At 68.6% G+C, this 14,426-nt stretch carries 13 protein-coding genes; 4 read left to right on the plus strand and 9 right to left on the minus strand.

The features are described from left to right. Positions 1–202: 202 nt before the first annotated feature. Together BDI24065_RS36465 and BDI24065_RS36470 are read right to left on the minus strand one after the other, a co-directional pair. Positions 203–1,189, minus strand: a complete 987-nt coding sequence (locus BDI24065_RS36465; protein ID WP_175035242.1) for a FecR domain-containing protein — start codon at positions 1,187–1,189, stop codon at positions 203–205. A 3-nt stretch (positions 1,190–1,192) separates the two neighbouring features. After that, positions 1,193–1,702, minus strand: coding sequence for a sigma-70 family RNA polymerase sigma factor (locus tag BDI24065_RS36470; RefSeq protein WP_175035243.1), 510 nt, complete (start codon positions 1,700–1,702; stop codon positions 1,193–1,195). Positions 1,703–2,257: 555 nt separating this feature from the next. On the opposite strand from BDI24065_RS36470, the gene BDI24065_RS36475 reads away from it, so the two are divergent. Continuing rightward, the gene (locus tag BDI24065_RS36475; protein ID WP_175035244.1) at positions 2,258–3,418 is read left to right on the plus strand and encodes a porin; all 1,161 of its coding nucleotides are present in this window, start codon (positions 2,258–2,260) and stop codon (positions 3,416–3,418) included. A gap of 411 nt (positions 3,419–3,829) precedes the next feature. Further along, a complete protein-coding gene (locus BDI24065_RS36480) occupies positions 3,830–5,059 on the plus strand; it encodes a transglycosylase SLT domain-containing protein (RefSeq protein WP_175035245.1) in 1,230 nt (409 codons plus the stop codon). Positions 5,060–5,090: 31 nt separating this feature from the next. On the opposite strand, the gene BDI24065_RS36485 is transcribed toward BDI24065_RS36480, so the two are convergent. The 3 genes from BDI24065_RS36485 to BDI24065_RS36495 all read right to left on the minus strand — a co-directional run bounded on the left by BDI24065_RS36485 (position 5,091) and on the right by BDI24065_RS36495 (position 6,954). Beyond that, positions 5,091–5,612: a hypothetical protein gene (locus tag BDI24065_RS36485; RefSeq protein WP_254609929.1), complete on the minus strand. Its 522-nt coding sequence runs from the start codon at positions 5,610–5,612 to the stop codon at positions 5,091–5,093. A 44-nt stretch (positions 5,613–5,656) separates the two neighbouring features. Further along, entirely contained in the window at positions 5,657–5,986 is a 330-nt protein-coding gene (locus BDI24065_RS36490; protein WP_175035246.1) for a hypothetical protein, read from the minus strand. Between the two features lie 221 nt (positions 5,987–6,207). After that, positions 6,208–6,954, minus strand: a complete 747-nt coding sequence (locus BDI24065_RS36495; protein ID WP_175035247.1) for a MipA/OmpV family protein — start codon at positions 6,952–6,954, stop codon at positions 6,208–6,210. A gap of 246 nt (positions 6,955–7,200) precedes the next feature. On the opposite strand from BDI24065_RS36495, the gene BDI24065_RS36500 reads away from it, so the two are divergent. Both BDI24065_RS36500 and BDI24065_RS36505 read left to right on the plus strand, forming a co-directional pair. Next, positions 7,201–7,926, plus strand: coding sequence for a response regulator (locus tag BDI24065_RS36500; RefSeq protein ID WP_175035248.1), 726 nt, complete (start codon positions 7,201–7,203; stop codon positions 7,924–7,926). After that, positions 7,927–9,303 (plus strand): ATP-binding protein, encoded by a 1,377-nt coding sequence (locus BDI24065_RS36505; RefSeq protein WP_175035249.1) that lies wholly within the window; start codon positions 7,927–7,929, stop codon positions 9,301–9,303. Positions 9,304–9,366: 63 nt separating this feature from the next. On the opposite strand, the gene BDI24065_RS36510 is transcribed toward BDI24065_RS36505, so the two are convergent. From BDI24065_RS36510 to BDI24065_RS36525, 4 genes are read right to left on the minus strand one after another with little or no spacing between them, the layout of a single operon-like run. Next, positions 9,367–10,407, minus strand: coding sequence for a FecCD family ABC transporter permease (locus tag BDI24065_RS36510; protein WP_175035250.1), 1,041 nt, complete (start codon positions 10,405–10,407; stop codon positions 9,367–9,369). Further along, positions 10,404–11,420, minus strand: a complete 1,017-nt coding sequence (locus tag BDI24065_RS36515) for an ABC transporter substrate-binding protein (RefSeq protein WP_438820046.1) — start codon at positions 11,418–11,420, stop codon at positions 10,404–10,406. The genes BDI24065_RS36510 and BDI24065_RS36515 overlap by 4 nt, the downstream gene beginning before the upstream one ends. Further along, positions 11,417–12,193: an ABC transporter ATP-binding protein gene (locus tag BDI24065_RS36520; RefSeq protein WP_175035252.1), complete on the minus strand. Its 777-nt coding sequence runs from the start codon at positions 12,191–12,193 to the stop codon at positions 11,417–11,419. The genes BDI24065_RS36515 and BDI24065_RS36520 overlap by 4 nt, the downstream gene beginning before the upstream one ends. 20 nt (positions 12,194–12,213) lie before the next feature. Further along, the gene (locus tag BDI24065_RS36525; protein WP_175035277.1) at positions 12,214–14,304 is read right to left on the minus strand and encodes a TonB-dependent receptor; all 2,091 of its coding nucleotides are present in this window, start codon (positions 14,302–14,304) and stop codon (positions 12,214–12,216) included. Positions 14,305–14,426 lie beyond the last annotated feature (122 nt).

Consider the following 14,426-nt stretch of genomic DNA (forward strand, 5'->3'; position numbering starts at 1 on the left):
CCCGGCGCGGCAGGCGCAGCGGATGCAGCCGGGCGCGACGCGCGCGGCAGATGTCGGGCGGGCGCCGGACGGCGCCGATACGTGAGACGGATGGAAACCATGATCGGGAAGTCGGTGGACGATGGGCCAGTGCTGCTTTCATTACCCATGTCACGCGAACATCGAGAAACAGCTCAGGTCAGCGAAAAAATTTCCGACGCGCTCACGAACGGGCCGGCACGACCGTGGCCCAGTAGCGCGTCAGGTAGTGAACGTCGATCGGCAACGTCGCCTTCAGCGTATCGAGCACGCGTGCCGGATCGTCGAGCGGATAGGTACCCGACACGAGCAGGTCGGCCACGGCCGGATCGCAGCGCAGGCTGCCGCGGCGGTAGCGGTCGAGTTCGGCGACGAGGTCGGCCAGCCGCATGCGCGACGCGACGAGCGTGCCGCCCGTCCACGCGGACGCATACGCATCGAGCGGGGCCGATGCACCGATCGCGTCGCGCGTGAAATCCGCGCCCTCTCCGGCCGCGATCACGCGCGCGTCGGCGGCCGCATCGTCGGGCTGCACGTGCACGGCACCGGCGAACACCTCGACGCGAGTCGCACCGTCGCGCTGCCGCACCGCGAAGCGCGTGCCGAGCGGCCGCAGCTCGCCCTGCGCAGTCGCGACGACGAGCGGCCGCACGGGCACGCGATCGTCGCGACCGCTCGTCACCATGATCGTGCCGCGCAGCAGGCGCAGGCGGCGCGTCGCATCGTCGAAGTGCACATCGAGCGCCGTATCGGTATCGAGGACGACGACCGTGCGATCCGCGAGCGTCACCGTGCGCCGCTCGCCGACTGCCGTGCGCAGGTCCGCCGGCCAAATCGCCGCGCGCCGCGCGGGTTCGGCCATCCATGCGGCGCCACCCGCGAACAGCAGCACGGCCAGCGTCTTCACTGCCACACGGCGGCGGCCCGCACGCGGCGGCAGCAGCGCCGCGTGCGCGGCCTGCGGGTCGAGCCCGGCCGCCAGCCCGCCGAACCTGCGTTGCATCGCTTCGATATGACGCCATGCCGCGTCGTGCGCAGGATCCTCCGCACGCCAGCAGGCGAGCGCGGCATCGAACGCTTCGTCGGTGCGGCCGGCCTGCCGGTCGACCCACCATTCGACTGCGCGTCGCGCCACATGCGGCGGCACCGCCGGCGCTCCCGGGGCGGCCATCGGTCAGGCCGCCATCGCGAAGAAGCACTGCGTGCCGGCCTTCACGAGATAGCGCTTCACCGTCGCCAGCGACACACCGAGTTCGCGCGCGATCTCGGCCTGCGTGAGCCCGTCGAGCTGCGCGAGCAGGAACGCCCGCTTCGCCGCGAGCGGCAGGCCGTCGAGCAGCCGGTCGATTTCGAGCAGCGTCTCGAGCACGACGGCCCGCTCCTCCGGCGACGGCGCAACCGCTTCAGGGCGCTGCGCGAGCACCTCGAGATACGCGCGCTCGACCTGCTCGCGCCGCCAGTGGTTGCTCAGCACACGCTGCGCGACCGTCATCAGGAACGCACGCGGCTCGTCTGCGCCGATCGGCTCGTCGCGCGCAAGCAGGCGCATGAACGTGTCGTGCGCCAGATCGGCCGCGCGATGCGCGCAACCGAGCTTCCGGCTCAACCAGCCGCGCAGCCACGCATGGTGGCCGGTATAGAGGGCGTCGATTTCTCGATGGAGAGACAGCTTGTCAGCAGACATGGCCGGGTTCCGGGGTGCGCAGGCGTCAACGATTTTGTAAATGAGAATGATTATTATATACAAAACCAGATCGGCGACCGGGGTTTCGGTGCGCGGTGGCTGCCGCTGCGCTCCGGCGGGTGGCGCGCTGCTGTTGGACACGCCGGCGTGGCACACGCCTGGCGTTCCACGCACGCCGCGCCAGTGACAAGGCATCGGCAGCCAAGCCGTGAGGCCGTCGCCGGACGCGCGGATAACACATCCATTACATCCCGGCCAATTCGATTCATTAAATAATTATTTGACGGATCGATAACAATATCCCGGCCATCTCGATTTCGCGCTGAATTACCCGAAATTATCGCGAAATATGCAATTCGCAATGACTAAATCTCGAAATACCAATCGATTGATACGTAATTTTAAACAATTCAAATCCCTCGATCGTGGAAATCGGAGGACATCCCTGTCTGCCTCAGGCCACAAAAGAGAATTTCATTTTTGCCGATTTAATCGGGCTCGGTAGTCTCCTGCCATTCCGGATCACGAACACAAGCCAATGCGCAAGGAGATGACATGAAACGCACGACCCTCTCGCTGATTTCCATCGCGTCATTCGCGGCGATACCCGTCGCGCATGCGCAATCGAGCGTCACGCTGTATGGCGTGATCGACACGTCGATCACCTACGTGAACCATGCGCAGGGCAAGGACAACGCGTGGATGCTCGGCAACAGCAGCGCGGGCAACCTGGCCGGCAGCCGCTGGGGCGTGAAAGGCACCGAGGATCTCGGCGGCGGGCTGAAGGCGCTGTTCCAGCTCGAGAACGGGTTCGACCCGAGCAACGGCCGGATGGGCCAGGGCGGCCGCATGTTCGGCCGGCAGGCGTTCGTCGGCCTGACGAGCGATCGCTACGGCACGCTCACGTTCGGCCGCCAGTACGATCCGCTCGTCGATCTCGTGCAGGGCATCACCGCCGACAACTATCTGGGCAGCGTGTTCGCGACGCCGGGCGACGTCGACAACTACGACAACAGCTTCCGCGTCGACAACGCGGTGAAGTACACGTCGGCCGTCTATTCGGGCCTGCAGTTCTCGGCGATGTATTCGTTCGGCGGCATCGCCGGCAGCACCGGCGCCGCGAATTCGTATTCGGCCGCGGTGTCGTACAACAACGGGCCGTTCAGCGTTGCGGGCGGCTACTTCCACACGACCAACAGCCCCGCGTCGAACACCCAGCGCACCGGCTGGACCAGTTCGTCGGACGGCACGTTCGACGGCCCGATCAACAGCGGCTATGCAAGCGCGCATTCGATCGGCATCGCGCGCATCGCGGGCCAGTACGTCGCCGGCCCGTTCACGTTCGGCCTCGGCTACAGCAACGCGCAGTACCGCCGCGATGGAAGCTCGGTGTTCGGCTCGAACGAGCACTACAACACCGGGCAAGGCTTCGTGAACTACCAGGCGACGAACGCGCTGCTGGTCGGCGTCGGCTACAGCTACACGCGCTCGGGCGGCGACACGTCGGCCACCTATCACCAGGTATCGGCCGGCGCGGACTACAACCTGTCGAAGCGCACGGACGTCTACCTGACCGCCGCGTACCAGCACGCAAGCGGCCGGACCGGCGACGGCAACGGCGGCTCGATGGCCGCGCAGGCGTCGATCGGTTCGTACGGCTATGCGGGCACGAGCTCGCAGACGATGGTCAACCTCGGCCTGCGTCACCGCTTCTGACGCAACACGGCCGGCTGCGCACCGCGCGGCCGGTCGAATCCGCATTCATCGATACGGCGGCTTCGGCCGCCGTGGTTTTTGAATCGCCTTTCCATCGCCCTTTTCAAACCCGGATATCGACTGCCGCGCATTTTCCATCCGGTTCGATTCAGCACCGATTTCCCCGCGCGAATGACGCGACGCGTCAGTATTCCGGCGCCGCCACTGCCCCGGCACTCACGCGGAAATCCGGCCATTTTTACCGACGATGCTTCGCCGAACCCCGTGATCGGACACGATAAAAATGCGTGGCGAACGCATGGGCAAATGCAAAGGAAAGTTTGACGTGAGCCATTTGCCTGCGCGCTATGGCACACTTCGCGTCTGCGTAATTTCCTTGCACCGGGCGGCCGGATTCCGCCCCATCCTGCCATGCCGCGTCAGACAACCCGTTCGATCAGCCGAGAAACGCTGAAAATCGCCTCGACGATTGCAATGTCGTGTGCGCTCGCCGGCGTCGCGCGGGCCGATTGTCTCGACGACGCGGCCGCGTTCCAGCACGTGAGCGTCAGCCTGATGCGCGGCATCGCGCAGGTCGAGTCGGGCATGAATCCGAAAGCCGTCAACACCAATACGAACGGCACGGTCGACATCGGCCTGATGCAGATCAACAGCACCTGGCTGCCGACGCTCGCGCGCGAAGGCATCACGCGGGAGAGCCTGTTCGATGCATGCACGAACGCGTATGTCGGCGCGTGGATCCTGTCGCAGAACATCCGCCAGCTCGGCGCCAACTGGAACGCGATCGGCGCGTACAACTCCGCCTCCCCCGACAAGCGCCTCGCGTATGCGCGCAAGGTCTATGATGCAATCCGGACCATGCCGGATTCGCCGGATACTCCCATGCCTATCCTTCCACCGTCCTTTACGCCGCCGCAACAGGCCCAGGCGTACAACCCGTTCGCGAGCCTGAGCGTGTCCGCTCCGCAGCAGGTCACGCGTCCGCGCACGATCTCGTCGGCCCCGCCTCCGCCGCCGCAGGGCGGCCCCGCCGGCCCGGCCGGCTCGTACAACTTCGGATGGTCGGTCACGGGCGCGGACCAGGCGAAGCCGACCCAGGTGTTCGACGACGGCGCGCGGATCTACGTGCAGTTCAGCGACATGAAGCACGTGCCGGCGATCTTCACCGAGACGTCGGCCGGGCGCGTGCTGATGTCGTGGGAGCTGCAGTTTCCGTATGCCGTTCTGACGCGTCCCGCGCAAACGTTAATCTTCCAGCTCGGGCCGTTCGAGGCGCGTGCGCAACGTGGTGCGGGCAATGGCGCCGGCATGACGGCGCAGGCCGGTACGGGGGGCACGGCGCCGGCTGCGGCCGCGGGGTCGAAAAAGTCGGCGAACGCGGCAAATGCGGCAACGAGCGCTGCAGCCAATCCGGCTACAGCGACGGCAAAACGCACGGCGTCTGCCGATGCGCTCTGGTACGTGAATACGCCTTCGACGTCGGGAACGGCGGCGGCCTCGCCGTCGACCGCGAACATTCCGGCCACGCTGCCGACCGCCATCACGTCGAACACGCCGCCGCCCGCGCCGGCCCAAGTGCCGGCTGCGGCCGCTCAGCCTTCGCGCGCCAGCGCGGATGCGCTGTGGTACATCTCGAAGTAGCGCACCGCCGATCGCACGCGTCGCGCGGCGATCATTTCTCCACGGTCGGCGGCAATTCGGGCGCGTTCATGTCGTCCACCCATTGCAGTTCGGCCGTACCGTTCTTCCTGAAATACACGCGCAGATAGCGCGACGTCGACGATTCCGGCTGCGGGATCGTCACGTCGATCGTCTTGTGTTCCGCCGCGACGCCACGCTCGATCTCGTCCAGCGGTTGCGCGAACGCCCACGCCAGCTTCACCGTTTGCCCCGGCGTGACCTGGCAGCCGCACGCGAACCCGCCGCCGCCGCCGAATGCCTCCCCTGCTTCCCGCGCGGACGGATTGCCGAAGCATCCCGACTTGTGTTCGTTGTCGAGCCAGAACTCGTGAAGCTTGCGGGTGTACTCGTTATAGCCGGTGATGCATACGGTGCGGGACGCCGTCGATGCTGCGTCGTCATGTCGCCCGCATCCGGCCAGCACGCCGAGCACCGCCAGTGTCAGCGCGCAGGCCCCTGCGCCGGACAGCTTCGCGAACGCGGCAATGCCGGGCACGGCATGCGTGCCGACCACACTCGCTCGCGTACCCGCAGGCACGCCGCCACCGGCCCGACCCCTCACCCGCGCCGCACCCAGATCACCTTGCCGTCGCGAATGCCGAGGTTGCGGCGCTCCTGCCGGTAATCCATCGTGCCCGGCAATGCCTTGCCGTCGCGCTCGAGCACGCGCCACAGGCAGCCGTCCAGTTGCGCCGCCGCATCCGCTTCGGCCTTGCCGACCAGCGCGTCATCCGGCCCCGCGTCTGCCTTGCATGCCTGCGACGTGAGCGCCGGCTCGCCATTCATCACCATGCCGCCGGCGGTCGCATTCTTCGTTTTCATGTCCGTGCATCCCGCAAACGTTGCGCCCGCAACCAGCGCCATCATCATCGCGATCGTCTTCTTCATCGGATTCTCCCTGTTGCGCCCGGCGGAACATCAGCGGCGTTCCCAGCCTGCCGGGCGTTGCATGCATGATCGGTTCCGCACGCCCGGGCCACGCCGATTCCGCGTGCCCGAGCCACGGGTTCGGCCTGCCGCCGAAGCCGCCTGCATGTTACCGCACGCGGCGCGGCGTGACGGCACGTGCATGCCGGCTGCGCCACACGATGCGTGCCGCGACGATCCGCTCAGAACTTGTAGGTTGCGCCCGCGATGGCGTAGTAGTTGCTGCGCGACTGGACGATCGGGCTGTCGCCGTAGCGGCCGAGCAGCCGCGTCACGCCGCCGGTCGCGAGCACCGACCAGTGCTGCGACAGCGTCCAGTTCCACGCGACCGCCATCGATGCGCTGTCGATCCCGCCGCTCGTCGAATACGGCCGGAACCGGCTCGTCATCGACTGCGCATCGGTCACGCCGTAGAACGTCTGCGTATAGCGCCCCGAGCCCGCATGCACGGTGCCCGTCACGATGATCTCGTGCTGCGCGGTCTTGAACACGGGCACCGCGAGATCCATGTGCCCCGACACGCCGCGCGACGTGTGCGTCACGGGCGAGTCGATCGTGACGCTCAGCTCCGCCGCGTTGAACAGCGTCACGCCCGCGCGCACGCCGACCAGCACCGAGCCCGGAATCCGGCCCATGCCCTTCAGGTAGTCGGAGCCCGGCATGTCGAAGCGGTTTTCGTCGGCCCGGCCCGCGTCGTAGCTCACGGCCGCCGACACGAACGCGCCGTGCGGCAGGTCCAGCCGGTAGCCGGCACCCTGGGTGCTGTCGACAAAGAAGCCATTGCCGAACTTCGCGGAAAAACCCGGCGCAACGACGCCGCGATACTGGTTGCTGCCCTGGTAGCGCGGCGCAGCCCCGCCACCAAGCGACAGCGAATACTGGTTTTCCGCATGGGCGGCGGCGGCAAGGGTGAGGCCGGCGAGCGGCATGCAATAGCGGTAGCGGCGGAGTATTGGGCGCACAATATTGAGATAGGAGTGACGGAGCCCGCAGTCTAGGGGCCGCCCTGCGCCGAGACTGTCCTGAATATTCGGAGAATCTGTGCTCAATTGTGTTCGATTGTTCGAGATTGTCGTCCCGCTCCCCCGGCCTTCTGCGCGCCGGATAGAATTCGCGTGCCGCGCCGCACCCCGGCTAGCCCGGGCGTGAGTTGGCGCGTGCGCCCCGAGGAGACCATGAACGAAGATCCACTCAAATACCGTGTACTGCTGATCGAGGACGACGACCGCCTGGCGCAGCTCGTCCGCGAATACCTCGACGGCTATGAATTCGCAGTGACGGTCGTGCGGCGCGGCGACCTCGCCGTCGCGGCGGTGCGCGAGCACCAGCCGGCCCTCGTGATACTCGACCTGATGCTGCCGAACCTCGACGGCATGGAAGTCTGCCGGCGCATCCGTGCGTTCACCAACGTCCCCGTGCTGATCCTGACCGCACGCCTGGACGTCTACGACCAGGTCGCCGGCCTCGAGACGGGTGCCGACGACTACGTGACGAAGCCGATCGAACCGCGCGTGCTGGTCGCCCGCGCCCGCGCGCTGCTGCGCCGTGCGCAGCCGGCCGTCGCGGAAGCGCCCGCGGCCGCGCCCGAAGCGCTCGTGTTCGGCGAGCTGGCGATCTCGCCGCCGAACCGCACCGTCACGTGGCGCGGCGAGCCCGTCGACCTGAAGACCGCCGAATTCAACCTGCTGCTGATCCTTGCGCGCGCGGCCGGCACCGTGCTGAGCCGCGACGACATCCTGAAGCAGTTGCGCGGGATCGAGTTCGACGGGCTCGACCGCTCGGTCGATTCCGGCATCTCGAAGCTGCGCCGCCGCTTCGAGGATGCCTCGTCGGAGCCGCACAAGATCAAGACGATCTGGGGTCGCGGCTACCTGTTCAGCCCTTCTGCGTGGGACGAATAAATGCTGCGCCCGTTGATCAGGCTGTACCTCGTCGTGATCCTGTTCGTCGCCGCGTCGATCCTGTTCATCCAGCTGTCGTTCGACCGGATCTTCTACGACCGCAGCGCGCAGGCGCAGCGCGACTCGTTGACGACCTATGCGTTCGTGCTCAACGACTACCTCGAACGGCATCCGGGCGGGCAGCGCGAACTCGCGCTGCGCGAGCTCGCGAAACACGGCAACGAAGGGTTCGGTTTCCTGTCGATGACTGCCGCCCGTGCGCAATTGAGCGGCGTGCCGCTGCGCGATCTCGATGCCGGCCGGATCGCGATCAGCTACAACGGCAAGGATTACTACATGCCGCTCGCGGACGGTACGGTCCTGCATGCGCGGCCGATCGAAGCCTCCGATCTCGACATCAAGATCTATGCGTACCTGCTGCTCGCGCTCAGCACGCTGTTCGCGGTGGTGCTGTGGATTCATTATCACTGGCGCGACCTGCGCAGGCTGCAGGAAGCCGCGCACGCATTCGGCGCCGGTACGCTGTCGACGCGCGTGAAGCTGTCCGGCAAGTCGAACATCTACGAGCTGTCGCAACAGTTCAACGACATGGCCGAGCGCATCGAGGCGTCGATCAAGCAGCAGCGCGAAATGATGCACGGCATCTCGCACGAACTGAAGACGCCGCTCGCGCGGCTCGAATTCGGGCTCGCGCTGCTCGCGGAGCCTGACGAATCGGGACGGATGCGCGAACGCCGCGACGCGCTGCGGCGCGACGTGCGCGAACTCGACGAGCTCGTCACCGAGCTGCTGACGATCGGCCGGCTCGAACAGGGCGCGAGCCAGCTCGCGCCGATGGAAGTCGTCGTCGATGCGTTGATCGACAGCGTCGCCGGCAGCGTCGCGAACGACATCGCCGATCGCGGCATCACGCTCGACGTGTCGGCGCTCGCCGCACCCGCCACCCACGTGTGCGACCCGAAGCTGGTCGCCCGCGCGTTGCTGAACCTGATCCGCAACGGCGCACGCTATGCATCGCGCACGGTGCTGCTCGCCGCCGAGGGCGACGCGTCCGGCGCGCTCGTGCTGAGCGTCGACGACGATGGCCCCGGCATTCCGGCCGCCGAGCGCGCCCGCGTGTTCGAACCGTTCCAGCGGCTCGACTCCAGCCGCGACCGGCAGACCGGCGGCTTCGGGCTCGGGCTCGCGATCGTGCGGCGGGTCGCGCAGGTGCACGGCGGCGACGTGCGGCTCGAGGATTCGCCGCTCGGCGGCGCACGCTTCGTGATCACGCTGCCCGCGCTGACGCTGCCGGACAATCTCTTCGACTTGCCGGATCCCTTCGCGCATACCGACGCGTTCGGCGGCAGCACCGGCATGGCCCTCCCGCGGCAGTGAAGCGCGCGGCGGGCGCCCTGCCCGCCCTCGCCTGGCCGCTTGCCGTCGGTGCGTGCGCGCCGCTCAGCGGCGGCGCAGCAGCGCGACGAAGAACAGGCTGCCGAACATCGCGGTGACGATCCCGATCGGCAGATCCTCCGGTGCCGCGAGCGTGCGGGCGGCCACATCGGCCCACACGAGCAGGATCGCACCGGTCAGCGCGGCCACCGGCAGCAGCCTGCCGTGCTCGGCGCCGACGACGCGACGGCACAGATGCGGCGTCACGAGCCCGACGAAGCCGATCGCCCCGCTCACCGCCACCATCGCGCCGGTCGCGAACGATGCGACGACGAAGACTTCGCGCCGCATCCGCGCGCTCGGCACGCCGAGCGCGGCCGCCGCGACATCGCCCGACATCAGCGCATTCAGCTCGCGCCGGCGCGCGTACAACGCGCCGCCGGCGAGCGCTGCGCACACGGCCGGCACCGGCAGCAGATCCCAGCGCGCGAGCCCGACGCCGCCGAGCATCCAGAACAGTACCGACGACGCGGCGCGCTGATCGCCGAGATACAGCAGCAGGTTGCCGAACGCGGCCATCATGAACGACACCGATACGCCCGCGAGCAGCAGCCGGTCCGATTCGAGCCGGCCGCGCCGGTAAGCGAGCGCGACGACGCAGGCGGTCGCCGCGAGCGCACCCGCGAACGCGGCAGCCGACAGCGTGAACGGGCCGAATGCCGCGCCGGCCATCACGGTGACCGCGACGGCGCCGAGCATCGCGCCCGCGCTCACGCCGAGCAGGTGCGGATCGGCCAGGCGGTTCGCGGTCGCCGCCTGCAGCGCCACGCCGACCGCCGCCAGCGTCGCGCCGACGATCGCGGCCAGCAGCGCGCGCGGCATCCGGATCAGCCAGACGATGCTGTCGTCGCCCGCCCCCGCCGCGAACGCGCCAGCGTCGCCGAACGCCGACGCGATGTGCGTGGCGACGATCCGCACCGCAGCCGGCATCGCGATCGGCGCGGGACCGAACGCGGCCGACGCGACGATCGACACGACCAGCAGCAGCGCCAGCACCGGCAGCACCACGCGCATGGCGGGCCGCGATGCACGCCCCTGCACGCTCATCGCGCCGGCCCGGCGAACGCGGCCGGATACAGCGCACGCGCCAGCGTCTCGACGGCCGCGACGTTCTCGGGGCCCGGCGTCGCCGCATCGTACGGAATCACGATGAAGCGCCGGTCGCGGATCGCGGCCACCCGCGCGAGCGACGGCTGGCTCAGCAGGAACTGCTGCTTCTGCGCAGCCGTCACGGCCGAATAGTCGACGATCACGATCACCTGCGGATCGCGCGCGACCACGCTTTCCCAGCTCACCTGCGTCCAGCTGCGCGGCACATCGGCCATCACGTTGCGCGCCCCGGCCGCCGCCAACAGCGCGGTCGGCATCGCGAGCCCGCCCGTCGTCATCGGCTTGTCGGTGCCGCTGTCGTAGACGAACACGCGCAGCGGCTCCGGATGCCCGATCGTGCGCGACACCGCCGCGAGACGCGCGCGCATCGCTGCGACAACCTGCGCGGCGCGCGCTTCGACACCGAAGATCCGGCCGAGATTGTTCAGGTCGCGGAACACGTCGTCGAACGACGCCGCCGACTGCTTCATCACGTGCGAACACGACTCGGTCAGCTCGTAGGTGCGGATGCCGAACGGCGCGAGCGTCGCGGGCGTCACCGGGCCGCCGACATGCATCCCGTAGTTCCAGCCCGCGAGATAGAAGTCGGCGCGCGCGGCCGCCAGCACCTCGAGCGACGGATACTGGCTCGCCAGTTCGGGCACGCCGCGCAGCGCATCGCGCACGCGCGCGGTGCCCGTCTTCCAGCCGCCGATGCCGGTGTAGCCGGCGAGCCGGTCCTTCAGGCCGAGCACGAGCATCATCTCGGTCAGGTTCACGTCGTTGCTCACCGCACGCGTCGGCGCGCGCTCGAACGTCACGTCGCGATCGCAACTGCGCACGGTGACGGGATACGCCCCCGCATGCGCGGCCGCGCAGCCGAGTACGGTCGCGGCAAGCAGCCGCCGGAATGCGGGCGATAACGCAGAGGACAAAGCGGAGGACAAGACTGGAATCGGCATGGCGGTCATTCCGGATGAAGCGGCGTGATGCGCGGCCGGCCCGTGACGGGATGGCGATCGACGAGCGCGGCGACGCCGAACACGTCGCGCAGCAGCGCTTCGGTCAGCACGTCGGCCGGCACGCCCGATGCGACGACCCTGCCGTGCGCAAGCACGTGGAGCCGGTCGCAATACGCGGCCGCGAGATTGAGGTCATGAATGGTCGCGAGCGTCGCGATGCCGAGGCGCCGCACGCGCGCGAGCAGTTCGAGCTGATGGCGCAGGTCGAGATGGTTGGTCGGTTCGTCGAGCAGCAGCAATTCGGGCTGCTGCGCGAGCGCGCGGGCCAGCAGCGCACGCTGCTTCTCGCCGCCCGACAGCGACGCGAAGCGTTGCGCACGGCGCTCGGCGAGGCCCACGTCGTGCAGCGCGGATTCGACGATCCGGCGATCGTCCGCCGTCTCCGCATCGAACGGCCGCTGGTGCGGCGTGCGTCCCATGCCGACGAGTTCGTCGACCGTCAGCCCGAAATCGTCCGGCGTCTCCTGCTGCAGCACCGCGATGCGCTGCGCGACCGCGCGCGGCCGCATGCGCCACACGTCCTGCGCATCGAGCGCGACGTGGCCGGCGTCGGGCCGCGCGTAACGGAACACGCAGCGCAGCAGGCTCGTCTTGCCGCTGCCGTTCGGGCCGACCAGCCCGACGAACTCGCCTGCGGCCACGCTCAGCGTCACCGATTCGAGCACGGTGATCGCGCCGCCGGGAGACCAGCTCACGCGTTCGATGTCGAGCATGTGCGTCATGGGAGGCTCGCCGCGCCGCACTAGAAGCGCATCGTCGCGACGAGCTCCGCCGAGCGCGACGGGCCGAGCAGCCATTGCTCGCCGCCGTTCGACGTCGTCACCGCATACGTGCGGTTCGCGAGATTGCGCAGGTATAGCGCCAGCTCGGTGCGCGACGTCGGCTGCCAGCGCAGCGACGCATCGAACACCGTGTACGACGGCACCTGCACGCGGTTCGCGTCGTCGCCGTACGTCGCGCCGACGTAACGCACGCCCGCATTCGCCTGCCAGCGCTCGGCGAACGCCCAGCCGAGCCACAGGTTCGCCGTCTGCTGCGGCACGTTGGCCGGCGCATTGCCGGCGCGCGACACCGTCGCGCTGCCGACCTTCTGGTTGAACTCGTCATAGCGCGCGCGCAGCAGCGCGATGTTCGCATCGACCGTCCAGCCGTGCGGCAGCCGCGCGCCGCCCGTCAGCTCGATGCCGCGCGACGATTGCCGGCCGACCTGCTGGCGTAGCGCGGGATTGAACGGATCGGTGCTCAGCAGGTTGCGCTTCGTGATGTCGTACACGGCGAACGTCCAGTACGCGCGGCCGTCGAGCAGCGTCTGCTTGACGCCGGCTTCCCACTGTTCGCCGGTCGCGAGCCGGTAGCCTGCCTGCGACGCGGACAGCGTCACCAGCGAGCCGAGGCCCTCCGCGCCCGTCGTGTACTGCGCATACGCGCTGAGCGTCGGCGCGACTTCGAACACGAAGCCCGTGCGCCAGCCGACGTTCGCGAAACGCTTGTCGAAGCCCGCGCCGGTTGCCGCCTGCTCGCGGCTGAACGCGATGTGGTCGTAGCGCAGGCCGCTCACCCACGCGAGCCGCGGCAGCACTTCGAGCCGGTTCTCGGCGAACACCGCGGCCTGCCGCGCCCGCGTGCTGAACTGCGGCACCGTCGGGTCGGGGCTCGTGAACACGCCGGGATCGAAGCCGTGCGCGGGCACCGTCGATTCGCCGCCGTACGGCGAATTGTTGGTGCCGCTGAACGTGATCTGGCTGAATTCCGTGCCGACGACGAAGCGGTTCGCGCGGCCGAACAGCGTGCCGTCGAAGCGCGCGCTCAGCCGATCGCCGATCTGCCGCTGATGGTGGCCGATGTCGAGATAGTCGCTGCGCGTGACGAGACCCGTCGCGGCCTCGAGCGCATACGATTCGGCATTGCGCCAGTGGCGGTTCGACGTCAGGTAGTAGAGCTGGTTGTCGATCGTCACGCCGGCCGTCGGCCGGTAGCTGGCCGACAGGCGCGTCCACTGGTCGTAGTACGACATTGTCGCGTCGCCGACGTTGTAGTTGAGCTTGCGCAGCGACGGATCGAGCACGCCGTTCGGCGCCGGCACACCATAGTAGGTCGCCGGCATCTGGCGGCCGTAGTCGAAGTCGAGCGTCAGCGTCAGCTTCGGGCTCACGTCGAATTTCAACGCGCCGCCGACGGCCGTCGTATGCGTATCGGCCCGCTCGGCGAGACCGTTCGCGCGCGCATCGCTCGCATAAAAGCGATACGACAGCTGCGGGCCCAGCGCGCCCGTCGTATCGAACGCGGCGCGCTTCGCGCCGTCGGGGCCGACACCGACCTGCAGCGTCGTCTCGCGCGTGCGCTGCGGCCGCTTCGGCACGACGTTCACGACGCCGCCGATCGCCCCTTCACCGTACAGCACCGACGCCGGGCCGCGCAGCACCTCGATGCGCTCGACCGACCATGTATCGAACGGGAACGTGATCGTGCCGGCGGCCGGCATCAGGCGCACGCCGTCGAGCAGCGTCATCACCGATTCCTGCCCGCTGAAGCCGCGCACGCTCAATGCGGTGCCGCCGGTGCCGGGTGCCATCGCGCTCGAGAACCCCGCGGTGCGCGTCACCGCGTCGAGCACCGTGCGATCGCCGCGCGCGTCGATCGTGTCGGACGTGACCGTCTCGACGCTCGCGGGGGTATCGAGGCTTGCCAGCCCGAGCCGCGAACCCGTTTCGAGCGGTTGCGTCAGCGGGTCAGCCGGTGCGGATTGCGCACTGACGTTGATCGCCGGCAGCGCATGCCGCTCGTCCGCTGCGGGTGCGGCCACTTCGGCGGCCAACGCGCCGGAGGTCGCCATCGCGCAACCCACCAGGGTCGTGCAGCCGCGTGCACGCCACGCGCGGGGGGGCCGGCGCGGCGCGGCGGCGTGCCGCTCCCCGCGCGCCGGGTTGTTTCTGGTTTTCGTCACGTCGTATCGAT

It is taken from the genome of Burkholderia lata, from assembly GCF_902499025.1.
In the GTDB taxonomy this organism is placed as follows: Bacteria; Pseudomonadota; Gammaproteobacteria; order Burkholderiales; family Burkholderiaceae; genus Burkholderia; species Burkholderia lata_C.

What these genes read in the sequence shown, in the direction of transcription:
- BDI24065_RS36465 (WP_175035242.1), bottom strand. Translation starts at nt 1,189, where the DNA reads ATGGCCGCCCCGGGAGCGCCGGCGGTGCCGCCGCATGTGGCGCGACGC.
- BDI24065_RS36470 (WP_175035243.1), bottom strand. Translation starts at nt 1,702, where the DNA reads ATGTCTGCTGACAAGCTGTCTCTCCATCGAGAAATCGACGCCCTCTAT.
- BDI24065_RS36475 (WP_175035244.1), top strand. Translation starts at nt 2,258, where the DNA reads ATGAAACGCACGACCCTCTCGCTGATTTCCATCGCGTCATTCGCGGCG.
- BDI24065_RS36480 (WP_175035245.1), top strand. Translation starts at nt 3,830, where the DNA reads ATGCCGCGTCAGACAACCCGTTCGATCAGCCGAGAAACGCTGAAAATC.
- BDI24065_RS36490 (WP_175035246.1), bottom strand. Translation starts at nt 5,986, where the DNA reads ATGAAGAAGACGATCGCGATGATGATGGCGCTGGTTGCGGGCGCAACG.
- BDI24065_RS36495 (WP_175035247.1), bottom strand. Translation starts at nt 6,954, where the DNA reads ATGCCGCTCGCCGGCCTCACCCTTGCCGCCGCCGCCCATGCGGAAAAC.
- BDI24065_RS36500 (WP_175035248.1), top strand. Translation starts at nt 7,201, where the DNA reads ATGAACGAAGATCCACTCAAATACCGTGTACTGCTGATCGAGGACGAC.
- BDI24065_RS36505 (WP_175035249.1), top strand. Translation starts at nt 7,927, where the DNA reads ATGCTGCGCCCGTTGATCAGGCTGTACCTCGTCGTGATCCTGTTCGTC.
- BDI24065_RS36510 (WP_175035250.1), bottom strand. Translation starts at nt 10,407, where the DNA reads ATGAGCGTGCAGGGGCGTGCATCGCGGCCCGCCATGCGCGTGGTGCTG.
- BDI24065_RS36515 (WP_438820046.1), bottom strand. Translation starts at nt 11,420, where the DNA reads ATGACCGCCATGCCGATTCCAGTCTTGTCCTCCGCTTTGTCCTCTGCG.
- BDI24065_RS36520 (WP_175035252.1), bottom strand. Translation starts at nt 12,193, where the DNA reads ATGACGCACATGCTCGACATCGAACGCGTGAGCTGGTCTCCCGGCGGC.
- BDI24065_RS36525 (WP_175035277.1), bottom strand. Translation starts at nt 14,304, where the DNA reads ATGGCGACCTCCGGCGCGTTGGCCGCCGAAGTGGCCGCACCCGCAGCG.